Source organism: Bradyrhizobium denitrificans, from assembly GCF_013179005.1.
In the GTDB taxonomy this organism is placed as follows: domain Bacteria; phylum Pseudomonadota; class Alphaproteobacteria; order Rhizobiales; family Xanthobacteraceae; genus Bradyrhizobium; species Bradyrhizobium denitrificans.
Map to the genome: position 1 here is coordinate 163,353 of NZ_JABFDP010000011.1, position 25,130 is coordinate 188,482.

11 protein-coding genes are annotated in these 25,130 nt (G+C 66.7%); 1 reads left to right on the forward strand and 10 read right to left on the reverse strand.

Going from position 1 to position 25,130, the window contains the following annotated elements:
- Positions 1-130: 130 nt before the first annotated feature.
- The 3 genes from HL671_RS14085 to HL671_RS14095 form a co-directional block, all read right to left on the reverse strand.
- Positions 131-2,974, reverse strand: a complete 2,844-nt coding sequence (locus HL671_RS14085; RefSeq protein WP_307768992.1) for a PAS domain-containing protein — start codon at positions 2,972-2,974, stop codon at positions 131-133.
- Positions 2,975-3,286: 312 nt separating this feature from the next.
- Entirely contained in the window at positions 3,287-3,418 is a 132-nt protein-coding gene (locus HL671_RS38775) for a hypothetical protein (protein WP_256374712.1), read from the reverse strand.
- Between the two features lie 20 nt (positions 3,419-3,438).
- Positions 3,439-4,044: a TetR/AcrR family transcriptional regulator gene (locus HL671_RS14095; protein ID WP_172236740.1), complete on the reverse strand. Its 606-nt coding sequence runs from the start codon at positions 4,042-4,044 to the stop codon at positions 3,439-3,441.
- A gap of 67 nt (positions 4,045-4,111) precedes the next feature.
- Here HL671_RS14095 and HL671_RS14100 point away from each other — a divergent pair, with 67 nt between their 5' ends.
- The gene (locus tag HL671_RS14100; protein WP_012043784.1) at positions 4,112-4,537 is read left to right on the forward strand and encodes a VOC family protein; all 426 of its coding nucleotides are present in this window, start codon (positions 4,112-4,114) and stop codon (positions 4,535-4,537) included.
- Between the two features lie 293 nt (positions 4,538-4,830).
- Here the strand turns inward: HL671_RS14100 and HL671_RS14105 are convergent, their stop codons facing one another.
- The 7 genes from HL671_RS14105 to HL671_RS14135 form a co-directional block, all read right to left on the reverse strand.
- Positions 4,831-5,349 carry a GNAT family N-acetyltransferase gene (locus HL671_RS14105; protein WP_172236741.1) on the reverse strand — a complete coding sequence of 173 codons (519 nt, stop codon included), beginning with the start codon at positions 5,347-5,349 and terminating at the stop codon, positions 4,831-4,833.
- Between the two features lie 209 nt (positions 5,350-5,558).
- Positions 5,559-6,764 carry a M20/M25/M40 family metallo-hydrolase gene (locus HL671_RS14110; protein ID WP_172236742.1) on the reverse strand — a complete coding sequence of 402 codons (1,206 nt, stop codon included), beginning with the start codon at positions 6,762-6,764 and terminating at the stop codon, positions 5,559-5,561.
- Positions 6,765-7,005: 241 nt separating this feature from the next.
- On the reverse strand, positions 7,006-7,554 hold the full coding sequence (locus tag HL671_RS14115) for a YcjF family protein (protein ID WP_148221462.1): 549 nt from the start codon (positions 7,552-7,554) through the stop codon (positions 7,006-7,008).
- Positions 7,547-8,638, reverse strand: a complete 1,092-nt coding sequence (locus HL671_RS14120; protein WP_172236743.1) for an iron-containing redox enzyme family protein — start codon at positions 8,636-8,638, stop codon at positions 7,547-7,549. Before HL671_RS14120 ends, HL671_RS14115 begins: the two co-directional genes overlap by 8 nt.
- Positions 8,635-20,484, reverse strand: coding sequence for an amino acid adenylation domain-containing protein (locus HL671_RS14125; protein ID WP_210263892.1), 11,850 nt, complete (start codon positions 20,482-20,484; stop codon positions 8,635-8,637). The genes HL671_RS14120 and HL671_RS14125 overlap by 4 nt, the downstream gene beginning before the upstream one ends.
- Positions 20,484-23,888: an amino acid adenylation domain-containing protein gene (locus HL671_RS14130; protein WP_172236745.1), complete on the reverse strand. Its 3,405-nt coding sequence runs from the start codon at positions 23,886-23,888 to the stop codon at positions 20,484-20,486. The genes HL671_RS14125 and HL671_RS14130 overlap by 1 nt, the downstream gene beginning before the upstream one ends.
- A 72-nt stretch (positions 23,889-23,960) precedes the next feature.
- Positions 23,961-24,926, reverse strand: coding sequence for a diiron oxygenase (locus HL671_RS14135; RefSeq protein WP_172236746.1), 966 nt, complete (start codon positions 24,924-24,926; stop codon positions 23,961-23,963).
- Positions 24,927-25,130: the final 204 nt, after the last annotated feature.

The following is a 25,130-nucleotide window of genomic DNA, read 5'->3' on the forward strand; positions in this document are numbered from 1 at the left end:
AGGTGGAGCATCGACGGGAGGCTGCTCATCGTCGAGTTCGTACGCTTGGAGATCGTCACGGGGAGTCGTTCCGTCGCCGCGTCACGTCAGGAGCGGACCTCGAGCAACAACTGCGGACATTGCCGACGTGCTACCGGCCTAAACTGTCGAGGCTCGCCGCCAATTCCAAGTTCCGAAACGGCTTGGTCAGCCTCGGGAGATCAGGCGCTATGCCGACCGCCTCTGCATATCCCGACACGATCAGCACCTTCACGTTGGGACGTTCGGCCTGGATGCGCCGGGCCAGTTCTGTGCCGGACATTCCAGGCATCAGGTGATCCGTCACGACGAGATCGGGGAACAGCCCGCCGTTGAGCAGCCGGAGCGCCTCTTCGGCCGAGCCCGCTTCGACAACTTCGTGCCCGAGTTCGATCAGCATCTCGGCGGTACTGAGCCGAACGAGGTCTTCGTCGTCGACGAGCAGCACGGTCCCGCGGCGAGCCGCAGGCGCCGGCGCTCGTTCGAGGGCAAGCGGCGTGCCCGTCTGCGCATCTCCCTGCGGCAACCAGAGTTCGACGTTGGTGCCTACTCCCGGGGTGCTGTGGATGGTGAGGGCGCCACCCAACTGGGTGGCGAGGCCGTGCACCATGGACAGGCCCAACCCCGTTCCCTTGCCGATACCCTTCGTCGAGAAAAAGGGTTCAATCGCGCGGGACAGCGTCACTTCGTCCATCCCGGTCCCACTATCCGCGACTGAGAGATGGAGATAGGGGCCGGGTTTGAGGTTGGAGCGGTGTTGTCGGCCGATCGTTGCCGCCCGGACGGATATGCGTAGCGTCCCGCCGTCCGGCATCGCATCGCGGGCATTCACCGCAAGGTTCAACACCGCCATCTCGAGTTGATTGGGGTCGGCCTTGGCTGGCGGCAGGTCACGTGCGGCATCGACGACGACCTTGATCTGTGGTCCCGTGGTGCTCGCCACCAGCTCGCCCATGCCGGCAACGAGCAGACCGAGGTCGACCGCGACGGGCTGGAGCGGCTGTCGGCGGGCGAAGGCGAGCAAGCGCTGCACGAGCGTTTTTGCCCGATCTGCCGATTGTGCCGCGCCGGCGATGAGCCGTTGCTCGCGCTCGCCGCCGATGCCCCTGCGCTGGAGCATATCGAGCGCTCCGACGATCGGGGTGAGCAGGTTGTTGAAGTCATGCGCGACGCCGCCGGTGAGCTGTCCCATCGCCTCCATTTTTCGGCTCTGACGCAGCGCCTCGTCCTGCTCGCGTTCCCGGCTGACGTCGCGACCGACAGCATAGAAGCGGTCGCCTTCCGGCACCGCGGCCCAGGCGACCCAGATCGTGTTGTTGTCCGCCGTGATCAGGCGGTTTTCAAACCGCTGCAGCGGATCGCGCGTCTGCAGCGCCGCGATCACCTGACCCGCAGCAGCGAGGTCATCAGGATGGATGACCGCCGCGAGCGGCTTGGCCAGAAGCTCCGCGCGTGAATAGCCCAGCAGTCTTTCCCAGGCCGGATTGATGGTCTTGAGGAAGCCGTCGAAGCCAACGACAGCGAAGAGGTCGTTGCTGAGGTCGTAGATCCGGTTCCGCTCCCGTTCGCTTGCCTCGACCGCGGTCTGCAGATCGCCGGCCAGCTCACGCAGTCCTTCCTCGCGTCGACGCTCGCCCGTGACGTCGACATTCACCCCCACGAGGCGGGCCGGCCGGCCTTGGTCATCGAGCACGGCCGTCGCGCGCGAACGCACCCAGCGCTGCTCGCCGGTCTGCTGGTGCTTGATCCTGAAGTCGATGCTGAACGCTTCGCCCTTCGCCGCCGCTTCTCTCGCCGTCCTGTCGGCCAGGTCACGGTCATCCGGATGGAGAATACCAAGCCACGTGTCATAGGGCGTTCCCGCATGCTTGGCTGGATCGAGCCCCAGGATGTCGTACATCTCCGGCGACCAGCTGATCGCGCCAGTGACGAGGTCCCAATCCCACACGCCGATTCCGGCTGCCTGCTGTGCAAGCTTGAGCCGCGCTTCGCTGGCACGGAGCGCCGCCTCGGCGCGAACGCGTTCGGTGACATCATAGCCCTCGACGAACACCCCGGTGACGGCGCCATCGGCATCGCGAACCGGCTGGTAGACGAAGTCAACCAGCCGCTCAGTGATGGGGCCGCCCGGTGCAGCCTGCATCGCATAAGGAGCGCTCGAGAAAATGAGCGCTTCTCCGGTGCTGAACGCCTTGTTCAAGTGCTCGACGTAACCCTGCGCGGCGGCGTCAGGAAGGGCCGCGGACACTGGTTTGCCAAGCACGTCACGGTGGCCGATCAGTTGCTGAAAGGCGGGGTTGGTGAGCGTGAAGCGATGCTCGGGCCCGCTCAACATGGCCATGAAGCCGGGCGCCTGCTCGAACATGCGCTGCAACCGCTCGCGTTCCTCCAGGGAACGGCGTTCAGCAACGACCTTCGCCGTCGTCTCGCTACACGCACAGAACATTCCTGCGACCTGACCCGCTTCGTTCCGCGCTGGCGAATAGCTGAAGGTGAACCAGGTCTGCTCCTCGAATCCTTTGCGGTTCATGAGGAGCGGCAGGTCCTCGCGATAGGTGGCCTCGCCGGCCATTGCCGCTTCGATCAGCGGCGCGATATCGGGCCAAATCTCCGCCCAGATCTCGGAAAAGCGCTCGCCAAGCGCCTTCGGATGCTTGCCGCCGAGGATTTCGGCGTAGGAGTCGTTGTAAAGGAATCCCAGTTCGGTTCCCCACGCAACGAACATCGGAAACTTGGAACCGAGCAGCAGGCCGACCACCGAGCGCAGGCTTTGAGGCCAGCCGTCCGGGGGACCCAGCGGAGAAGTCGACCAGTCGTGCGCGAGCATGAGGCGGCCCATCTGACCGCCGCCAGACAGGAAGTCGTATTGGGACGTCCGGTCTGCTCTATAGGCCACGCGAAGTCCCTTTGCTCGAACATCGATGTCGGATGAGCCGCAAACCGAAGCGTTCGTCACGGCTCGTCTCATTGTCCAGCGAGTGCGGTGGCTTGAAAATTGGCATGATCCAGACTCATGTCATTCATCTCGCCGGAGTGCAAATGACCAGAATGTGCATCGCGGACGAGCGGCTGGGATGTGGCCCTCCATGCGCCTCAAGGACTTCAAGCCAGGACGTCAATTTGGTCCGAAGCGGGGGAACTCAGCTTCCAGAAAGTCAGCTCAGCCGCTGCGCAAGCCATCGCATTGCAGATTGTCCGAACACGGCTGCCCGGCGTAGCGAACACCAAGGCCGCGCCCACATTCCACATCAGGATCATCGCCGATGCATCACCGATATTCGAGAGCCAGGCGCAAACAGCTGGAGGCCGGCAGCAGCAGCCAGAGCCTTGAACGATCCGGCAGGCTGATATGAAAGGCGGCGACCGCCGCGAGGACGCCCGTCGCGAGCGCCGCAGCCATGCTGGTCGCAAAGGCAAGGTTCACGCCTTCTGCTCTGACGTCGCCAACCCGCGCAGGACTTGTGCGATGACGGCAAGGACATTGTCCATCGGCTCGCCCTCGGCGACATCTATGGCGGCGCGCTCGAACATGGCTGAGAGCAGCGAGGTGAGCGCCTCGATCGGCAGGCGGGGCAGGGTGCCCTCGGCGATCGCCTCTTCGAGGCCGGTCTTCAGGCTGGCGTCCCCGTTGCGGCCTTCGATCTCGCGGATCGTGTCGCGGCCCAGCACGGCTGGGCCTTCGATCAGGAGCAGCCGTGTGCGTCCCTGGGCCTGCATTGCCAGCACATACGCTTTGGCGCCAGCGAGCAGCCGCGCGCGCGCGGACAAGCCCGGCGTGTCGGCTGCTGCAATCGCCGCGGCGACGGCTTCCGATTCAGCTTCGACCACGGCGCGGAAGATCGCCTGCTTGTCCGCAAAGTGGTGGTACAGCGCGCCGCGCGTGACGCCGGCTGCCTCGACGATGGACGGCGTGCTGGTCGCGGCATAGCCGTGGGTCACGAACAGCCGGCGCGCCGTGGCGACCAGCCGCGCCCGCATCTCGGCCGTCCGCTCGGGATTGCTGCGTCGAACCGATGTTACTTGCATGCAGGCTGCCTGTTTGTTAAATAAAGATACAGGCAGAATGTATCTATATTTGAGGGAGAAGGGAAGCATGAAGATTACCAGCTACTACCCCGTCCTCATGGCTGACGACGTCGCCACCACTGCGGCGTTCTATGTCCGGCACTTGGCGTTTCAACCGCTGTTCGAGGCCGATTGGTACGTCCACCTGCAGTCCACGCGCGACCCCGCCGTCAATCTCGCGATCCTGAGGGGGGATCACGAGACGATCCCCGCCGCCGGTCGCGGACGGGCCTCGGGCCTGCTGCTGAATTTCGAGGTCGACGACGTCGACACGATGCATGCCGAGGCGGTCGCGGCGGGATTGCCGATCCTGCTGCCGCTGCGCGACGAGGAGTTCGGCCAGCGGCATTTCATCACCCAGGATCCCAACGGCGTGCTGATCGATGTCATCAAGCCGATTCCGCCGAGCGCTGCGTTTGCTGCTCAATATGCGCCCGACGCGCGACCGCAGTGACGATGACGGTTGCGGTCAGTGGCATCGGTTGAGACGTTTGCAGCAACCAATGGAACGCCTGTGTGCTCAAACTCGGGTCTGTTCCCGCAGCGTCAGCTGAGCTGCAGTGACGGCCATCATGTCTTCGGGAAGCACCTGAACAATTAGCTGATCGTCGGGTAGGCGCGCGTTGCGATCCCAGGAATGAATGACGGCAGAGCGGGGACCCCGCGATCACGCGATGGAGCATGTCGCTGCTTATCGCGGGACAGGGGATCCTTCGCTGCTGCAAGTCGCTCGATGCCGGGCAGGACTCATGGTCCATTCCTCATGATCTTCTCGAGGCGGAAGAAGTCTGCATCCTCCGCCACGTCCTCGGGCGGCGGCCCGAGCGGGTCGCGATGGTGGGCATTGTAGTAGGCCACGATCTTGAACCCGCATTTGTTGACGTAGAAGTGGACGTTGCGTTTCTCCAGATAGGGCGTGTGGGTTTCCCAGATCCGGGTGGCCGGATAATGCGCCTCGATGGCTCGCCATGCCGCGTGGCCGAGGCCGCACCCCTGGTGCCTGGGCGCGATGTAGAACAGGTCGAGCGCATTGCGCTGCGAGACGGGGTCGATCGACAAGACGGCGCCGCCGATGGCTTCCCCGTTCAGCAGGACGCGATGAGTCGCGCTCTCCGAGGCATTGACGGAGTCCTGAATGTCCGAATCGGAGGGAATGGGCAGGTCCCGGCTCGCGCCAGAGGCGTCGAGGATGGCGAAGGAGAACGCCTCCTGCAGCTCCCGCGCAAACTCCAGCACATCGATCTGTCCAGCCGGCGCGAGTGTCACGCCGCGCGCTCTGCTGTTCCTTGGCAAGGTTCGCCCCTTTGGCCCGATGACCCCAAACGCGGCGATATGGACAGCGCCAAGATTACCGTCGTGTGACCCCATGGGGCCGACGGTCGATCATCGATGGCCGGAGATCGGTCGCCGAAGCGAACGACCCCGGCCATCGCAGGGGAGAGAGAGGGAGACGAACTCGATGCGTCAGAGAGCTCTCATCCCATCGTTGCCAGCCGCAGCGCCAGCGCGCAGGCGCGGTCATATTCGTCCAGGCTGATCCATTCGTCGATCGTGTGCGGCTCGTTCTGGCCGGTGCCGAAGGTGACGGTGGGGATGCCGTGGCGGACCATCCAATTGGCGTCGAGGCCGCCATTGCCGGCGCGCAAGGTTGGCGTGGCGCCGATGTCGGCGACGGCGGCGGTGGCGCGCTTGACGACCGGCAGGGTCTCCTTGATCCGGAACGGCGGAAACTCCGTCACTGCCTTGAACTTGACGCGGCCGGACTTGCCATCGCTGTTGGTGACCTGCTTGGCGGCCTTCTCGAACGCGGCTTTGTAGGCGTTGCTGATCTCGCGAACGAATTTGGCGTCATGGCTGCGGCATTCGCCGCGCACATGGACGTAGTCGGTGACGACATTGGTGGCGTCGCCCGCAGGGCGGCCGTCGCCGCCGGTGACCGGGCCGACATTGCTGGTGCCCTGCCTGGCGTCCTTGCCCTTGCCCTTCACCACCTTGCCGAACCAGCCGCCGGCTCTGACGTCGGCGAGCGCGAGCGCCAGGATCATGGTGGCGCTGATGCCCCGCTCTGGCGCGACGCCGGCATGGGAGGCGCGGCCGAAGATCTCCGCCTCCCAATGGTCGGCGCCCACAGCGGCAATGGTGATGCTGGAAGCGGAGCTGCCGTCGAAATTGAAGGCCATTGCAGGCGCGCCGAGCGCGTTGAGGTCGACGTGGCGCGCGCCGTGCAGGCCGCTCTCCTCGCGTACGCAGAACAGCAGCGTGATCGGCGGATGATCGAGCTTTTGCCGGCTCAGCTCGGCCGCGAGCGACACCAGGATGCCGCAGCCGCAGCGGTTGTCGCCGCCGAGCGCGGTCTTCGCCTGGTTGACGATCTTCCGGCCGGAGATCTTCGGCTGCGCCCCGGCGCAGAGCGGCACCGTGTCCATGTGGGTCATGAACATCAGGCGCGGCTGATCGCGCATCGTGCCGCGGCCGGGCAGCTCCACGATGAGATTGCCGGTCTCGGTCGGCAGCGCAATGCGCGTATTGGCATCGTCGAAGCGCATCGCCTTGGCCGGCACGCCGGCCTGCTTCAGCGCCGCCATGATCTCACGCCCGATCGCCTTCTCCTGTCCGGTCACCCCCGGCACGGCGAGAAAACGCATCAGGCGATCGGTGGCGGCGGCGGTGTCGACGGACATGACGAATCCTTGATGAGCGCGATGCAGCAGCATCGCTTCCCGGACGTCGATGTGCAAGGTGAGCCCGTGCAGGACGGCAATGTGTCCCGATCCGGGCCCCCGGCGTCATCCGCCGGGACCATGTCCAGCCGATACCATGTCCACGTCGATCACGACCGCCGAACCCGTCGCGCGCGATTCCGCGAGACGGTCTGTCGACCGCAAAGGCTGCTCTGCAGGCCTGGCGTGATCGCGGCGCGTCTCAGCTCGCCTTCGGCGCGGCGGTGGCGGCCTGGTCCTTCATCGATGCCGCCTCCGTCTTGCCGCGCTTCAGCATCTTGTGCCAGAGGTCGCGATAGCGATCGGCGTTGAAGGTGAGGAGCGTGCCATTGTCCTCGAAATGCGCCTCGAACACCTTGCCGAGCGCGTAGGTGTAGGCGCCGAGCACGGTCGGCATCGCGATGACGCCGCAGGCCGTGCCGATGAAGGGAACGAATTTGACCAGCGTCAGCGACAGCGCCCCGCCGGCGAAGGTGCCGCCGGAGCTCGCCATCAGGCTGCCGACGACCGATTTTCCGAGGTTTTCGCTGTACGGCACGCCGTACAATTTGGTCAGCCGCGCCAGCAGCGCGAGCTGATTGGCCAGCGCAGCGCCGAGATCGATGCCCGGCGCGGGAATGAGCCCCGCCGCCATCGAGATCAGCACGTGGTCGCGGATGATCTCGTGCGCCCGCACCTGGCGCGCCTCCGGCGACAAAGCGGGATCGGCGATCGCGCTTTTGCCGTCGTCATTCTTCGGTTGGTCAAGCATGGCCGGCTCCTCCAGAGACATCGCTCAGCAAGCGGTCGAGATAACGTTGGGACGAATTGAGACGATACAGCGCGCCGCGCGCGATCAATGCCGCCGTGTCCGGCTGCGCATCGACGATCGGGGCAATCACGTGATCGAACCACGCATTGCCGTGCTCGGCGTCGATCTGATAGTGCACGTGATAATAGTCGAGGCCCGACGGATCGAGCCCGAGCCGTTCCCAGGCCTCGACCACATGGCCGAAGCGGAACGGCACCACATATTCTGTGACGCCGTAATAGCCGATCGCCTTATGGAAGTGGCAGCGCTGCAGCACCATGGTCATCGACAGGTTGCCGCAGGCGATCGACTCGGTGCGCAGCTGCGCGCGCACCGCCGAGGCCGTGATACCGAGCACGTCGAGCACCCGCTGGAACAGCTTGGTATGGATGCGCGGGATCTCGCCATTGCCCATCTCGTCCCAGTAGTTCTTGGCGATTTCCATCTTGGCGACGTCGGGCGTGCCGAGCTGCAGCAGCGCCATCGCGTCGTCGAAGCGGGGATCCAGCGTGGTTTCCTGGATCGAGTAATATTCAAGGTCGCGCTTGGTCGCGCGGCGCATGAAGTCGGTGTAGAACGGATGCGCCGTCGCCGGATGCTGCTCGACCAGCTCGCGCAGCCAGCTCGCCAGCGCTGCGCCGGTGCGCGGAGCGCTCGCCACCAGCCCGTGATCGATGGCGCGCTCCTCGAAGCCGAGCAGATAGGTCTCGATCAGCTCGGCGATGTCGTCGGCCTCCGCGCTCGGGCGCCGCTCGTCGCCGCTCGGCAGCCGCAGCCGCTCCGCATAGATCTGCGCCAGCAATCGATGCGCCGCGCGCAGCGCCTCGGCGTCGTCCTCGCGAAAGCCGCGACGACAGACCGCGTCGATGGTGTCGAGCCGGTGGGCGCGGTCCGCGAGCCGGCTGTAGATCGTGCCGGTCGCCGGTGTGGCGGGAAAACCGCCACCGCGCTCGATCAGATCGATGAGAGCAAGGACCTGGTTCTGGTCCTGGACGCGCTGATCGGCGCGGGCCGCAGCGGGCGTGGCAAGCGAAAGCTGGTTCATGGCGCTGATCCCATGATGGACGAATCCTCTATGTTTGATGGTTCAAGACAGGTCTGCGAAAGGATCGCGGCGATCTCGGCCACGGCAGCGCCGCTCATCAGCCCGCCATGCGTGCCGGCGACCGGCCGCACGATGAGCCGGCTGGCCACGCGTCCCCAGAAATTGTCGGGCGCCGCCTGAGTGGCTTGCAGCATGTCGAGAAAGCCGGAGGGATACGCCGCGACGCACGGCTCCGGCGGCGTCTCGGCTTCGTTGGCCTTCAGCAGCAGCACCGGGCCGTCATATCGCTGCGGGCGGAAGTCGGCGAGCATGGCGTTCTCCATGCGGATCACGCGCGCCATGCGGTCGCGAATCTCGTCCGGCATGTCGCGATAAAACGGCACGTCGAGAAAGGCCGCACGCGCGGCTGCGTCGAACGCGGCCACGAAGGCCTGGCGTCCGTCATGCGGGCCGAAGGAGTCGAGCAGGATCAATTGCTCGACGCGCTCGCCGGCGGCGGCGAGCTGGCAGCTGATCTCATAGGCGACGCTGCCGCCGAACGACCAGCCGCCGAGCAGATAAGGTCCCGTCGGCTGCACGGTCCTGATCGCTGCGAGATAGCGCCGCGCCAGCGCGGGAATGCCGGTGACGGGCTGATCGTTGCCATACAGGTTCCAGGACTCGACCGCGCAGATCGCAAGATCATCCTGCAGCAGCGGCGCCAGCGCCGAATAGGCCTCGGCGCCGGCATGCCCAGGATGGACGAGGAACAGGATGCGGCGGCCGCGCTTGAGCATTACGGTGGGCTCGAAATCGGCGCCGGCGCCGTCCTTGCGCAGCGCCGCGGCCTGCGCGGCGATGGTGCGCGTGCTGAATATCCACGCGACGGGGAAGCTGCGACGGAACGTCGTGTTGATGTGCGTAGCAAGGCGGACGGCGAGCAGGGAGTGACCGCCGACGGCGAAGAAGTCGTCCTCGACCCCGAAATGGTCGATGCCGATGACCTGGGCCCAGAGGTCATGCAGCCGGCGCTCGGTCGCGTCGCGTGGCAGCAGCGCATCGCTGTCGAGCGGGCCGATCTCGAGGTCGCGCGCGACCAGCGATTTGCGATCGACCTTGCCGTTGATGGTCAGCGGCAGCGCCGCGAGTTTCACGAACAGCGACGGCACCATGTAGGCCGGCAATTGCCCGGCCAAGTGGTTGCGCAATGCCTGCGGGCTCAGTGCGGTCCCGGCGTCGTCGGCCTCGGCGTAGAAGGCGACGAGCTGGCGGCTGCCGCCGATGTCGCGCACCACGGCTACGCAGTCGCGGATGCCGGCGAGGCGGCCGAGCGCGGTCTCGATCTCGCCCGGCTCGATGCGGTAGCCATGGATCGACAGCTGATTGTCGTCGCGGCCGAGCACCTCGATGCTGCCGTCGGCGCGCTGACGGGCGAGGTCGCCGGTGTAGTAGGCTCTCACCTCCTGCGTGATCAGCGGCAGCGTGACAAAGCGCTCAGCGGTGAGATCAGGACGGCCATGATAGCCGCGCGCGACGGCATCGCCGTAGACATAGAGCGATCCCGCGATGCCATGCGGCAGCGGCCGCCGTCGGCGGTCGAGGATGCAGATGCCGACGTTCTGCACCGGATGGCCGACCGGCACGTTGGCGCCATAGGCCTCGGTGTTCACGACCTCCTGCCACAGCACCGAGGTCGCCTCGGTCGAACCGTACCGGTTGAACAGCCGCACCGCAGGCATGGTCGCACGGAAGCGCCGGGCGAGCTCGACTGGCAGGATCTCGCCGGAGCAGATGCAATAGCGCAGATGCGGCAGCCGCTCGGCGATGTCAGGCACGTTGTCGAGCAGCGAGGCCAGCAGCGACGGCACCGGCTCGAGCCGGGTCACGCGATGGCGAGCGAGCGCGTCGACCATGCGCTGGGGATCGCGGACCACCTCGTCGGAGCACACGACGAAGGGAATGCCGCGCGCGAGCCGGCTGAAGACCTCCCAGACCGCGTCGACGAAGTTGATCGAGCTGATCTGCGAGCCGACCTCGTCGTCGGCGAGCGGCAAGGACCGCCACAGCCAGTGAAAGCGGTTGAGCACCGTCGATTGCTGGACCATCACGCCCTTCGGCCGTCCGGTCGAGCCGGACGTATAGGCGATGTAGAGCAGGGGATCCGCGACGGCCTCCCGCGTGGGATCGCATGCCGTCTCGCTGTCGAGCATGGGATCGTCGAGCGCGATCACCTCGCCCGTGAACTGCGGAAACTTGTTGGCCAGGGCCGCCGTGGTGACCAGCACCGGCGCCTGCGAATCCGCGAGCATGAATTGCAGCCGGTCATCGGGCACGTCGGGTTCGAGCGGCACATAGGCGCCCCCGGCCTTGAGGATGCCCATCAGGCCGACGATCAGCGGGATCGAGCGTTCGATGCTGATGCCGACCGCGGTCTCCGCGCGCACGCCGAGCTTGCGGAGACGGTGCGCGAGCCGATTGGCCTGGACGTTGAGTTCGCCGAACGCGATGGCGCTGTCGCCGTGCATCACGGCCGCGCGTTGCGGCTGGCGGCGCGCGACGGCCTCGAACATGTCCGCAAGCGAGATGTCGCGCGGATAGGGCACCGCCGTCACGGCCGCCGCAAGGGCCGCGCGCCGTTCCGCTTCGGTCAGCAGGGCGGCGTCCGCGAGCGGCCGCTCGGGATTGGCGGCCAGCCATCGCAGCGTCTCGGAGAGATGGCCGAGCAGTCGCGCGATCACCGTTTCGTCGAAACAGGCCGCGTCGTAGGAGGCCTGCACCAGAAGCTCGGCAGCGGGCACGACCACCAGCGTCAGCGGGAAGCTGGTCTTGATGTCGCCGCGCATGTCGAGATAGCCGCCGGCCGGCGCGGCGCCGATGCCGTCGTCGGGATAGTTTTCGAACACCAGCAATTGCTGGAACAACGGCGTGCCGTTCGGCACCGCGCTCTGCGCCTGGATCTCGGTCAGCGACAGATAGCCGTGCTGGATCACGCTGCGCGTGGCGGCTTGGACCGCATGCAGGTTCTCGAGCACGCTGCGTTCGGCATCGAGCGACAGCCGCAGCGGGACGGTGTTGATGAACAGGCCGATCATGCGCTCGACCTGCGGCAGCTCGCCTGGTCGCCCGGCGACGGCGATGCCGAGCACGACCTCATCCTGGCCGCTGTAACGGGACAACACGGCGGCCAGAGCGAGCTCGACCAGCGTGTTGAGCGTAACCTTGTGCTGCCGTGCGAATGTTGCAAGCGCCGCGCTGTCCGTGCGATCGAGCAGCAGCCGGCGTCGCTCCATGCGCTCGATCGGGCGTCGCATGTCGAGCGGCCGGTGATTGATCGCGAGCGGAGTCGGCGCCTCGATGCCGGCGAGATGGGCGCGCCAGAACGCCTGCGCCTGGTTGCGGTCCTGCCGGGCGAGCCAGGCGATGTGGCGCTCGAATGGCGGCGGCGCGGGCGGCAGCTCGATCGCCTCGCCACAGGCCTGGCGATAGCGCAGCGCGACCTCCTGCAGGATCAGCGGCAGGCACCAGCCGTCCATCAGCAGATGATGCGTCGTCCAAACCACCGCCCAGCCATCGTCCCGCAGCCGCATCAGCCNCACCGCCCAGCCATCGTCCCGCAGCCGCATCAGCCGCAACCGTGTCAGGCCGGGTCGGTCGAGCCTGAAGCCGCGGCGGCGGTCCTCGGCCAGATAGGCGTCGAGCTGATCGTCTGGGCCGCCGCGCCAGTCCGCTTCCTCCCAGTCGAGCGGAACGTTTGCATAGATCGCCTGCAGCGGCCGCGTCACGCCTTCCCAGATGAAGGCGGCGCGCAGGATGCCATGCCGATCGATGATCCCTTGCCAGGCGCGGCGCAGCGCAGCGGTGTCGAGTTGACCCTGATGGCGCCACGACAGTTGCACGCAATACTGATCGGAGTCCGGTGCGTAGAGTGCGTGGAACAACAAGCCTTCCTGCAATGGCGCGAGGCCGTAGACGGTGTCGATCCGGCCGGCGCGCGCGAGCCCGTCGAGCGTGGCCTGGCTCACATCCGGCGCGAGCGGGCAGTCGCTCGGCGTCAGGCCGCCAGCGCCGCTCACACAATGCGTGACGACATCGCCGAGGGCGGTCGCAAACGCATCCGCAAGGCGCTGGGCGCGGCTGCTTGCACAGCACCTGCCGCTGTATTCGATGGTCACTTTGAGCGCGCCATCGGACACATAGGCACTGATCTCGATCGGATGGATCAGCCTGTTGCGCGGCGAGACCGCGGTGCCGGCGGACTCCTCAGACAGGGTGATGTAGCGCCCGCTCAGCGCATCGAAGCGGCCGAGATAGTTGAAGCCGATGCGCGCCTTGGCACCGGCAGCGAGCGCCGCATGACGGGGATCGTCAGACAGAAAACGCAGCGCGCCATAGCCGACGCCCTTGTCGGGAACGGCGCGCAAGGTTTCCTTGATTGCCTTGATGGCCGCGTCGATGTCGCTGCCGGCCGGCAGGGTGAGATGGACGGGGAACATCGAGGTGAACCAGCCGACCGTGCGCGACACGTCGCGTGCGCTCACGCACTCCTCACGCCCGTGACCTTCGAGATCGACGATCACATCGGCGAGTCCGGTGGAGCTGCGCACTGCCAGCGCCAGTGCGGTCAGCAGCAGATCGTTGATCTGGGTGCGATAGGCTGGGCCGGCCCGGGTCAGCAGCCGTCCCGTGGTGTCGGTGTCGAGCGTGAAGCAGATGCGGTCAGCGTCTTCGCCACAGCCTGGATCGGCCTCGCTGCTGTCGAGCGGCAGCGCAGAGGCGTTGGCGCCGACGGCGAGCCAGTAATCCCATTGCGCGACCGCAGCGGTGCGGGCGTAACGGGCCAGCGCGCTGCGCCAGGATGTAAAGCGCACTGCAGGTCTGGCCGGCGTTCCGCCGGCCAACAGGCATTCAAGGTCTTCGAGCAGGATGCGCCAGGATACGCCGTCGATGATGAGATGGTGGACGGCGAGCAGCAGCCGCGGGCGCCGGTCGGGATGGCCGGTGAACAGCGTCGCGCGCGCCAGCGGCCCGTGGCTGATGTCGAGCCGCGCCTGAACGCGATCGGCTTCCGCCCGAAGTGCCGCCGCAGCGTCGGCGCAACCGGTGAGGTCGAACGCCTCGACCGGCCACGCCGCGGGGCCGGTCGTCTCGCGCCAACCCTTGTCGGCATGGCTGACGAAGCGGCTCGCGAACGCCGGGTGCAGTTCGCCAAGCTGGGACAGCGCGTGAGCGATGCGCGCGATTGTGACGCTGGCATCGACGTGGAACAGGAATGCCTGATTCCAATGGTTGAGGTCGGAATGGCCGATCGCGAAGAACCATTGCTGGATCGGCGCGAGCGGTGCGCGGCTGGCATCGGCGTCGTCGTCATCAATGACAACCAGGGCCTCCGGCGCCTCGCGCCGCAGGCTGGCGGCGAGCGCGCGGATGGTCGGGGCGGCAAACAGCTGACTGGCGCTCAGCTCCAATCCCATCTGGCGCGCCCGGGCGATCACCTGGATGGTGAGAATGGAGTCGCCGCCCAGCGCGAAGAAATCCTCGTCGATGCCGATCTGGTCGAGCTTCAGCACGGTGCGCCACACCGCGGCGAGGGCGGCCTCGGTGTCGTCGCGCGGTGCGCTGAGGTCGCGCTTGTCAGGCGTAGCGCTCGCGGGCAGCGGAAGCGCCCTGCGGTCGATCTTGCCGTTCGGCGACAGTTGGAGCCGGTCGAGTCGCATCAGAACCGCAGGCACCATATAGGGCGGCAGCAGCGCAGCGAGCCGCGCCCGCACCGTCTGCTCATCAGGCTGTCCGGACGGGGCCGCGTAATAGCCGACGAGCCGCCTTGCCGCGCCGCTGTCGACGACGATGACCGCGCTCTGTGTCACGCCGGGGCAGGCGGCGATGACCGCCTCGATTTCGCTGGGTTCGACCCGATAGCCGCGGATCTTGATCTGGGTATCGATGCGGCCGAGGCATTCGAGCTGGCGGTCGGGCAGCATCCGGCCGAGATCGCCGGTGCGATAGATCCTGGCGTTGCGCCCGGCCAGCCGGTCAGGGAGCGACTGGAATGGATTGTCCATGAACCGCTCGGCGGTGAGCTCCGGGCGGTTGAGGTAGCCGGCCGAGACACCGTCGCCGCCGATATAGATCTCGCCGATGGCGCCGAGCGGCACCGGCCGCAGCCGCTTATCGAGCAGATAGGCGGTCTGGTTCTGGAAGGGCACGCCGATCGGCGCGTTGCCGCTGCGCCCGGTGTCGCGCTCGACATAATAGGCGATCGAGCCGATCGTCGTCTCGGTGGTGCCGTATCCGTTCACGACGGCAGCTCCAGGCACGGCCTGCTTGATGCGCCACATCGCCTGTTCGAGCGGCGGCTCGACGCCGACCATCAGCCGCTTGAGGGCATAGTTCGTCCCGTCCGCCGCGACCAGCGACGCGACGGCGGTCAGCAGATGCGGCGGCAGATAGCAGTTCTGGATCCGCTGGTCGCGCAGATAGCGCGCGAAGCGATCAGCATCGAGGATGGTGTCCTTGTCGAGCAGATGGACCGCGGCGCCGAACAACAGGTTGGAAAAGATCTCATAGACGGACACGTCGAAGCTGAGGCTGCTGGTCAGCGTTCCCGCATCGCCTGGCGCGATCGCGCGCTTGTTCTGCCATTCGTGGCAGAAGTTGATGACGGCGCGGTGCACGCAGGCGACACCCTTGGGACGCCCGGTCGAGCCCGAGGTGTAGATCACGTAAGCCGCGTCAGCAGGTCCCGTTGTGGCGGGAGGCGGACGATCATCGCCGCTCCCATCGGTCGGCTCGACGATCAGCAGCAGGCGCTGCGGCGACTGCAGGACGGCGACGTCGCGGGCCGCCTTGGGGCTCGCCAGCACGAGCTCGGCGCCGCTGTCCTCGATCATGAATCTCAGCCGCTCGGCCGGATAATCCGGGTCGAGCGGCACCCAGGCGCCGCCGGCCTTGAGGATCGCGAGAATGGCGATCACCATCTCGATGGTGCGGCCACAGCACAGCGCGATTGGGCGGCCCGGCGCGATCCCACCGGATGGGGCGAGGCTCGCGACGATGCGGTGCGCCAAGCGGTTGGCAGCGCGATCGAGCGTGCCGAAGTCGATGTGGCGATGGCCTTCGACCACTGCGGTCGCCGACGGGTGGCGGCGCGCGATCTCGGCAAACAATCCATGCAAGGTGGCATCGCGCGGGTAGGGGACCCAGCGGTCGTTCCAGGCCATGAGCAAATCGTGGCGCTCGGCCGCGGAGAGGAAGTCGAGCTCGCCGAGCGGCCGGGCCGCATGCTGCGTCAGCCAGGCGATGGTGCGGTCGAGATGCGCGCACAATTGAGCGACCGCAGCGGCCGTAAAACTGTCGGCATCGTACAGCACGCGCAGCTCGATCGCGGTGCCCGGGAGCACGGCCAAAGTGAGCGGGTAGTTGGTCTTCTCGTCGATGCGCAGCTCGGTTACTTCGGCTGGAAGACCGCCGGGATAGCTTTCGAACACCAGCAGCGACTGGAACAAGGCGCTGCCGGATTCGAGCTCGCTCCAGCCTTGAATCGTGGCGAGTCCGACCGTCGCATGCGCCTCGGCACCGCGGGTCGCGGCCTGTACTGCATGCAGATGATCGAGGGTGCTGCGGTCCTGGTCGAGCGAAAGCCGCAACGGCACGGTATTGATGAACAGGCCGATCATCCGTTCGACCTGCGGCAGTTCGGGCGGCCGGCCCGACACGGCAATGCCGAACACGACATCGTCATGCCCGCTATAGCGCGACAGCAGGGCAGCCCAGGCCAGCTCGATCAGCGTGTTGAGCGTGATCCGGTGTTGGCGCGCGAACGCGGCCAGCGCCGCGCTGCGCGTCTTGTCGAGCAGCACGGACTCTCGCTGCAGCCGTTCGATCGGGCGACGGATGTCGAGCGGCCGGTGGTTGATCGCCAGCGGTGTCGGCGCCTCGATGCCGGCGAGATGCGCGCGCCAGAACGCCTGTGCAAGGTCGCGGTCCTGCCGCGCCAGCCAGGCGATATGGCGCTCGAACGGCGGCGGCGCTGGCGGCAGCGCGACGGCCTCGCCGCAGGCCTGGCGGTAGCGCAGCGCCACCTCCTGCAGGATCAGCGGCAGGCACCAGCCGTCCATCAGCAGATGATGCGTCGTCCAAACGATGGCCCAGCTGTCGTCAGTCAGCTGCATCAGCCGCAGCCGCATCAGCCCCGGCCGACCGAGTGCGAAACCGCAGCGACGATCTTCGGACAAGAACGTGTCCAGCCTGGCGGCATCGTCGCCGCGCCAATCGGCTTCGTCCCAATCGAGCGGAGCAGTTGCATAGACCACCTGCAACGGCCGACTCACGCCCTCCCACACGAAGGCGGTGCGCAGGATGCCGTGCCGCGCGATGACGCCTTCCCAAGCGAGACGCAGCGCCGCGGGATCCAGCGGTCCTTGATGGCGCCACGACAGCTGCACGCAATATTGGTCGGAGCCTGGCGCATAGAGCGCATGGAACAGCAGCCCCTCCTGCAGCGGCGACAGTCCGTAGACGGCTTCGACGCGCCCGACGCTCCACAAGGTGTCGAGCACGTCAGGGGGGATGTCGATCGACGCATCCGTCTGCTCGGGCTCAGCGGGCGGCACGACAATTGCTGCCGGCGTGCGCGAGACCGCCTCGGCCAGCCGGGCGATGGTGGGATTTTCAAACATCGCCTGCGCCGTCAGGGCGATGCCGACGGCGCGCGCGGCGGCGCACACCTGGATAGTCATGATGGAGTCGCCGCCGAGCGCGAAGAACTCGTCATCGATGCTGATACGTTCGAGCCGCAGCACGCGGCACCAGATGCTCGCCAACGTCGTCTCAAGCGGCGTACGCGGCGTCCGCCCCTCCGGCATCACCTCCGCCTGCGGGCGCGGCAGCGCGCGCGGGTCGAGCTTGCCATTGGGGCCGACCGGCAGCGCGTCGAGGCGCATCAGCAGCGACGGCACCATATAAGCGGGCAGCCTTGCCCGCAGATGATGTCGCAGCGCCGGTTCGTCGAACTCCGGGGCCGCGGCGTAGTAGCCGACCAAGCGCGACGAGCGGCCGTCCTGGTCAACCAGGACGTGGGCGGAGGAGACACCTTCGTGCTGCTCCATCACGCGCGCGATTTCACCGGGTTCGATCCGTAGACCGTTGAGCTTGATCTGCTCATCGACGCGGCCGAGCCATTCAAGGCGTCCATCGCTGCGCCAGCGCCCGATATCGCCGCTGCGATACAGCCGGCCTGGGCCCGTCGGGTCGGCCATGAACTGGCGCGCCGTCAGGTCCGGGCGTCCGAGATAGCCACGCGCCACGCCAGCGCCGCCAATGCAGATCTCGCCGGGCACGCCGATCGGACAAAGCCGATCGTCGCCGTCCAGGATCCGGACCTGCACATTCGCGATCGGCCGGCCGATCACATGCGGGGTGATCGGCTCGCAGATCGCGTCGGTGGTCGCGAGCACCGCGGCCTCGCTCGGTCCATACGCATTGATGACGCGGCACTGTCCGGACCAATAGGCCAGCACGTCCTGCGGACAGACTTCGCCGCCGATCACCAATGTCCGGGGCGCAGCATCCTGCCGCCTTGGAAGCTGCTGGGCAATGGTGGCCGGCAACTCGACGAGATCGATGGCGTGATCGCGGATCATGGCCGCGATCGCCTCGGGTTCGGCCATCAGCCGTTGTGGCACGAGGTGCAGCGTGGCACCGGCAGCAAGCGCGGTGGCGATGGCGCCGATCGAGACGTCGAAGCTCATCGCGACATAGAGCAGGACCCGGGCGCCCGGCTCGAGACCGAAGAGATCGCGCTGTGCGCGCGCCAGATTCGCCAGCGAGCCGTGCTCGATCAATGCCCCCTTCGGGCGCCCGGTTGTGCCCGACGTGTAGATGACATAAGCCAGATCGTGCCCGCGCGGCGGTCTGGCCGCCGCATCGGCGTGCGCGTCCTCTTGCTGCATGTCCACCAGCAGCTGAGGCACCGGCATGCCGTCGAAGAGGCCGGATGTCTGATCCGTGACGATGATCAGGCGTGGCGCGGCGTCCTCCACCATGAAGCGCAGGCGCTCGGACGGAAGATCGGGCGCGAGCGGCAGATAGGCAGCCCCTGCCTTAAGCACCGCGAGGAAGGCAACGATCAGGTCGGCGCTCTTCGGAACCGCGACCCCGATCACGCCATCGGCGATGGCGAGGCCAGATGCGGTCATGCCCGCCCTGATGCGAGCGGCCAACGCGTCGGATCGGCGGTCGAGCGCGGCATAGGTCAGGGCCTGATCGCCCGCAATCGCCAGGAGCTCGCCATGCGCAGCCACTGTCTGCGCAAACAGATCCACCAGCGTGCTCTCATCCGGAGCCGCGGTTTCCGACGCGCCGAAGGCGATGAGCGCCGCGCGCTCGCATGGCGGCAGGATCTCGAGCGTCTCGATCGCCGCGTCGCAATCCCGCGCCGCAATCTCTGCCAGATGCAGGAATTCCGCCGTCAGGCGCTCGATCGTCGACGAGTCGAACAGATCGGTGCTGTATTCGATCTCGGCGACCATGCCCTCGGCCGTCTCGGAGAGCGTGAGCGTGAGATCGAATTTGGCCGTGCCGGTATCGATGAAGGCGGTCTCGCAGGTCAGGCCGGGCAGGCGCAGATTGGCGAGGCCGTCGGCGAAGGTCTGGTACACGAAGGCGACCTGGAAGATCGGGTTTCGGCTGGGATCGCGCGCGCCAGCCATGCGGTTGACGATCAGGTCGAATGGCGCCTCCTGATGTGCGTCGGCGTCGAGCAATTCCGATGCGACTCGTGTCATCAGGGCCGCAAAGCTGGGATTCCCGGTGAGATCGACGCGCAGCGGCAGCGTGTTGGCGACATAGCCGATCAGATCGGCGACCGCGGGGTCGCGGCGATTGGCAAACGGCATGCCGACGACGATGTCGTCCTGGCCGCCGAGGCGCGACAGCAGCAGCGCGAAGATCGCAAGCCAACCGGCACAGGGGGTGACCGATTGGCCGAGCGCGGCGTCGCGGAGCGCATTGGTGAGCGCCGGCGGCAAGGCGAAGCGGTAAGTCTGGCCATGGCCACTCAGCCGCTGCGGCCGCGGGCGATCGGCCGGCAGATCGAACGGAGCGAATCCATCGAGCCGCCGCTGCCAATAGTCCAGCGCGGTCTCGATCACGGCCGGGAGCGCGCGGCGCTGCCACAGCGCGAACTCGGCAAATTGCAGCGGCGGGTCTGCGGCATCAGACGGCCGGCCCTGCCGCGCGCCATCATACAGGGCGGCGAGGTCACGCTGCATCACGACCAGCGACCAGCCGTCATTGATGATGTGGTGCTGATTGATCAGCAGCACATGATGGTCGTGCGACAGGGCGAATAGATTGACGCGCCAGCATGGGCCGGCCGAGAGGTCGAACGGCCGCCGCGCCTCGGCATCGAGCCGCTGCGGCAACGCGCTTTCACTGATCGGCTCGACGTGGAGCTGGACGGGAGCCGGGGCAACGATGCGCTGAGCCGATCCGCCCTCATGCTCGATGAAGGTGGTGCGCAGGATCGCGTGGCGTGCCGTCAGCATCGTCAGAGCCTGGCTGAGCGCGCCAACGTCGAGCGGACCTCGAATATGCGTCGCGAGCGGCAAGTTGTAGGCGACGCTGTGCCCGTGCTGCAGTCGGTCGATGAACCACATCCGCTGCTGGTTGAAGGACAGCGGCCACATCCGGTCGGCGAGATGCAGCATGATCGAATCGCGCTGCGAGCCGATCTCGCCACGCAGCGTGTCGGGCAGCGGCCGGTTCGCCAGATTGATCAGGCTGAGCTGTTCGCCGTTGCGGCGGAGCAGGAAGCCTTCCTTGGCCAGCCGGTCGACGAGCTCCGACGGATCGGATTCGATCAGGGACATTACAGCCGCTCCATCACGATCTGACGGCCGGCCGGGCGTGCCGCATCCGATTTGATGTGCTGCGCGAGATCGCACAACACCGCGTTCTCATAGACGGCGCGGAAGGTGAGGCCGACGCGCAGGCTCTGCTCGACGCGGAGCATCATCTCGCCGGCCATCAGCGAATTGCCGCCGAGCCGGAAGAAGTGATCGGTGCGCCCGATCTGCGGCCGCTTAAGTACTACGCTCCAGATAGAGGCCAGCTCGCGCTCCACCGGATCGGCGATCGATACAATGGCCGCAGCAGGGGCAGGGACAACGTCAGGCAATTGCTTGCGATCGAGCTTGCCGTTGGCAGAGAGCGGCAGCGCGTCCAGGACGATGATGTGGTCGGGCACCATGTAGTCCGGCAGCCGCTGCCTGAGCCTCTCGTGAGTGCGAGCGAGGTCCGGACGGCCGTTCCGTCCGACGAGATAGGCAACGGTGAGCTCACGGCCATCGGTCGCGCGCCGCGCGACGACCGCTTGCGCGACGTCGGATTGCTCCAGCAGCACCGCTTCGATCTCGCCGAGCTCGACGCGGAAACCGCGGATCTTGACCTGGAAATCACGCCGGCCGAGGAACTCGATGGCGCCGTCAGGCAGGCGGCGGGCGACGTCGCCGGTGCGGTAGAGCCGCGCCATGTGCGGGACGCCATCAGCAAAGGGATTGCCGACGAACCGCTCGCGGGTCAACTCCGGCCGACTGACGTAGCCGCGGGCGACGCCGATGCCGGCGATGCAGAGCTCGCCTGGCACGCCCAGCGGCATCGGGCGCAGTCGGCCGTCGAGAATATGGAGCTCCGTGTTGTCGACCGGCCATCCGAGCGGCGCCACCGCGTGGCGCTCGGCATCGCCGATATCGCAGCACCACGCGCTGACATCGATCGATGCTTCAGTCGGGCCGTAAAGATTGTGCAGCTCCGCATGCGCCAGCCGCGCGCGGCACTGCGCCGCGACCGCGGTCGGCAGCGCCTCGCCGCTGCAATAGATGCGCTTCAGCGACACCAGGTCGGCGAGGTCAGCGTTGCCCAGGAACACCGACAGCATTGCGGGCACGAAGTGAATATCGGTAATGCCGCGATCACGGATCAGCCCGGCGATGGCGCGCGGGTCCTTGTGCGCGTCCGGCGGCGCGACCACCAGCTCGGCGCCGGAGATCAACGGCAGCAGAAACTCCCATACCGAGACATCGAACGTGTAGGGTGTCTTTTGCAGGATGCGGTCCGTCGGCTGCAGCCCGTAGTGTTTCTGCATCCAGACGATCCGGTTGGCGACGCCGCCATGCGTGAGCATGGCGCCTTTCGGCCGCCCGGTCGAGCCCGAGGTGAAGATGATATAAGCGAGATCATCGGGTGCTACCGAGGGGCATTCGGCCTCGGGTCCCGCCGCCGCACCGAGCGGATCGACCGTCAGTTGGTCGATGCCGGCGCACAGGTGGTCCTCGAATTCGGCGCCGACAAGCACAAGCACAGGCGCGGCATCTTCGATCATCTGCGCGATGCGCGGACGTGGGTCGCGTGGATCGAGCGGCAGATAGGCCGCGCCCGCTTCCAGGGTCGCGAGCAGCGCGACGACCATGGCGATACCGCGCTCGAACATCAGCGCGACCGTCACGTGATCGCCATGCGCCCGCGTCCGCGCGCGGATCTGTCGTGCCAGAACGCGCACATGCGCATGCAGCGTGGTGTAGTCGAGGCCGATCGCATTGAACGACACGGCCGGCCGTTCGCCATAGGTCAGAGCGGCGGTGTGGAGCAGAGCGTTGAGCGTGAGATCGCGCGCCGTCGCGACATCGGACCCCTTGCTGCTCGCGCGGAGGGCCGCGTGGGCCTCGGCCGAGAGCAAAGGCAGGTCGCCGAGCTGGGTGTCGGGATCGGCGCAGCCGGCGTTCCAGACCGTCGCAATCGAGTCCGCGAGCTCGGCCACGAATGCAGGCTCCAAGCTGGCGGCGCTCCATTCGAGCGCAGCGGCTTGGACGGTATTCGTCTGGCCCGGAGCAAGCGTCACGCGCAGCCGCAACGGCGTTGACGGAGCGGAACCGTCGCCGGTCAGGATCGCGACCGGCACCTGCTCGCTCCAATCCGTTCGGCCGAGACGCTGCGGCAGATCGGCCGCCATCGGCTCCGACAAGGCGAGTGATAGAAGGACCTCGCTGTCGGCGCAGAGCTCGGCAAAGCCGCGATCGGCTGAAGCTGCAAGTGTCAACGGCACCAAGCGCGCCGCGAAGGGATCGGGTCGGATCGGCAGTCGGAGCGCGAGGCTGACGGTCGTGGCATCGAGTGCCCGTGCCGCGGTCGCGACGACGGCGGCCACGAGTGAGGAGAGAGCAGGGGGCTTGAAACGATCGTCGCCGATATTGGGGAGACCGACCGCAGTCTGTCGGATGCAAGAGTCTGCCGTGCCGTTTGCCGGCTGGATGTTGCGCGTGAGGGTCGCGAGGAAATCCAGGCGCGCCGGCTCGATCGCCGCGATGGCGGTGGTCCATTGCGCCTCCGCCGCCTGCATGCGCCGCAGGACCGTGGCATCGGGCGGAGCGCCATCGACCGTCTGGCCGACAGCAAACAATGCCGCGATCGCTGTCCGATCGAGCGCTCGGCCATCTGCGTCGTGCAGACCGCCGAGCCGGACGCTTCCGTTCCGGGCGGCGATCACGACACTATCCATGCTGACTGCGAGCACTTGCCCCGGAGTGGTCTCTGACGACTCGGCGATGTCGATCTGTCCAACGGTAAGGCCAACTCCTCCTGCGACCAGCCGCAGCGCGCAGCGTGCGCGGTGGGAGCCGAAATCGATAGCCCGGGGCAGCGCGCTGAGCGTCGCGGCGTCGATGTCGAAATGCAGGCGATGCACGGCTCGCAGCGTCGCTGTTTCGACCGGAGTCGTCACGGGCGGCGGCGTGTCGGCGAGCTCTTCCTCGCGCGCCAGCATGGTAACCAACTCGGTCAAGCCATCGAGCGCCGCGCGGTGGGCGCGCTCGACGACGGTGCCGGCCGTGTCGCGCGCCGAGAGCGGCACGGACGCGGTCCATAGCACTCGCTGGCCGTCCATCCAGGCGATCTCGAAGGACGAGCGCTGTGACGCAATCGCAGCTACGAGCACTGCCGGGCCATCGCCGTCGCGCTGCAGCGGCCGCAACACCAGCGTGCCCGGCGGCAGATCCGGAACACCATCGGCCAGGCCATCGGCATGGACGGCGAGATCGTAGCCGCCGAGCGCGGAGGGCCGCGATGGCGCGGACCTGATCCGCGCAGTGTGCGCGAAAGCGAGACAACGCGGATTTTGGGTGATCAAAACCGTGACAGCGTGCCCGCTCTCGTGCAGATGACGGACGATCTCCAGCGTCAGATCGTCATTGCCCTGAACAACGCAATCGAGGCTCCGCATGGTGGTCTCGTCCGTCTCCTATCAGCCGTTCTGCGCCAGACTTCGGCGAGAAAGCGTGGTCTCGCCGCGATCTCAACTGTCAACCAGACGCCGGTCCTCGAACGCCTTGCGGATCTCGGGATCGTCGAGCACGCCGCTTTCGGCCAGGAAGTTCACGACCTTGTCGACGATCGGGTTGACGGTGCGGTAAGTGGCGAGATCCTGGTCGAGATGGGTGGCGGCGATGACGGTCTCAATCTGGCGTGCGTCGAGCCCGACGTCGGCGAGAATGTCGATGTCGAACTGCTTCTGCAGAGAGAGACTAAGATAGTCGCCGAGAAAGTCGGGCAGAACGGCACCGATCGCACGGCGCTGCGCAAGCGTCAGGACGCCCCAGAGATGTCGGAGGACATCGCCGAAGATCAGGCAGTGGCGGACCTCGTCGATCATGTGATCGCCGTTTACGGCATGGAAGGTCTCATTGAGGCCGTCCTCGCGATGCACGTCGATCAGATCCTTGGTAACGGAGTTCTCCGCAATGCAGACGGAGATCGTCTTGAGCGCGATGTGCAGATCAGCCGGCAGCTTGGGAAGAGCGTTTCGGATCGCCTGTTCGACCGTGAGGGTCGTCGGCAATGACAGCGGCGTGACACCGGTCAGCCGCTGTACCTGCTCCATGAAGTCGATCGCGACATGGGCATGGAAGGCCTCGTCGATGACGACGGTGAGCACGTCGGCGCGCAGCTGCGCCGGAAACGGCCATGGCAGCTGATCATTGGCAATCGCGAGCGAGACCTCGCTGACGACCCGGGTTTCGACGAACGCGATATCATTCAGGAATTTGTAAAGTGATTGCAGCAGAATGCGCTGCCGAGCGGCGGTGCCGAGAGCCTTGACCAGCGGATGCAGCGCAATGGGCTGACGAGCTATGGGATAGAAGTGTTCATCGGGACTGACATTGCGCAGCACGCGCCGTGGCCGCGACCGGATCGACGACGATTTCTCCCAATGCGCCTGTCGTCGCGACAGCGACGCCGTCGTGTCCACATTGATGCCCATCCGCGGTCCCCCAGCCGTCGAAGTGTTTCAGTCGTTGATTGTCGTGCACGTCGCCGCCAAGCACCGCTCCGCTCGACGGAGCTCAAGATGCGCGTCGAGGCGCGTTCGGCCGAACCGGCCAGCGTGATGCAAAGCGAGCGCATGGATCATGCATCCTCAGCGCGCCGCCAACTCTGCGTATCTCCACACAAATTGCTGGCACGC

What these genes read in the sequence shown, in the direction of transcription:
- HL671_RS14095 (WP_172236740.1), bottom strand. Translation starts at nt 4,044, where the DNA reads ATGCAAGTAACATCGGTTCGACGCAGCAATCCCGAGCGGACGGCCGAG.
- HL671_RS14135 (WP_172236746.1), bottom strand. Translation starts at nt 24,926, where the DNA reads ATGGGCATCAATGTGGACACGACGGCGTCGCTGTCGCGACGACAGGCG.
- HL671_RS14100 (WP_012043784.1), top strand. Translation starts at nt 4,112, where the DNA reads ATGAAGATTACCAGCTACTACCCCGTCCTCATGGCTGACGACGTCGCC.
- HL671_RS14130 (WP_172236745.1), bottom strand. Translation starts at nt 23,888, where the DNA reads ATGCGGAGCCTCGATTGCGTTGTTCAGGGCAATGACGATCTGACGCTG.
- HL671_RS14110 (WP_172236742.1), bottom strand. Translation starts at nt 6,764, where the DNA reads ATGTCCGTCGACACCGCCGCCGCCACCGATCGCCTGATGCGTTTTCTC.
- HL671_RS14120 (WP_172236743.1), bottom strand. Translation starts at nt 8,638, where the DNA reads ATGAACCAGCTTTCGCTTGCCACGCCCGCTGCGGCCCGCGCCGATCAG.
- HL671_RS14115 (WP_148221462.1), bottom strand. Translation starts at nt 7,554, where the DNA reads ATGCTTGACCAACCGAAGAATGACGACGGCAAAAGCGCGATCGCCGAT.
- HL671_RS38775 (WP_256374712.1), bottom strand. Translation starts at nt 3,418, where the DNA reads ATGGCTGCGGCGCTCGCGACGGGCGTCCTCGCGGCGGTCGCCGCCTTT.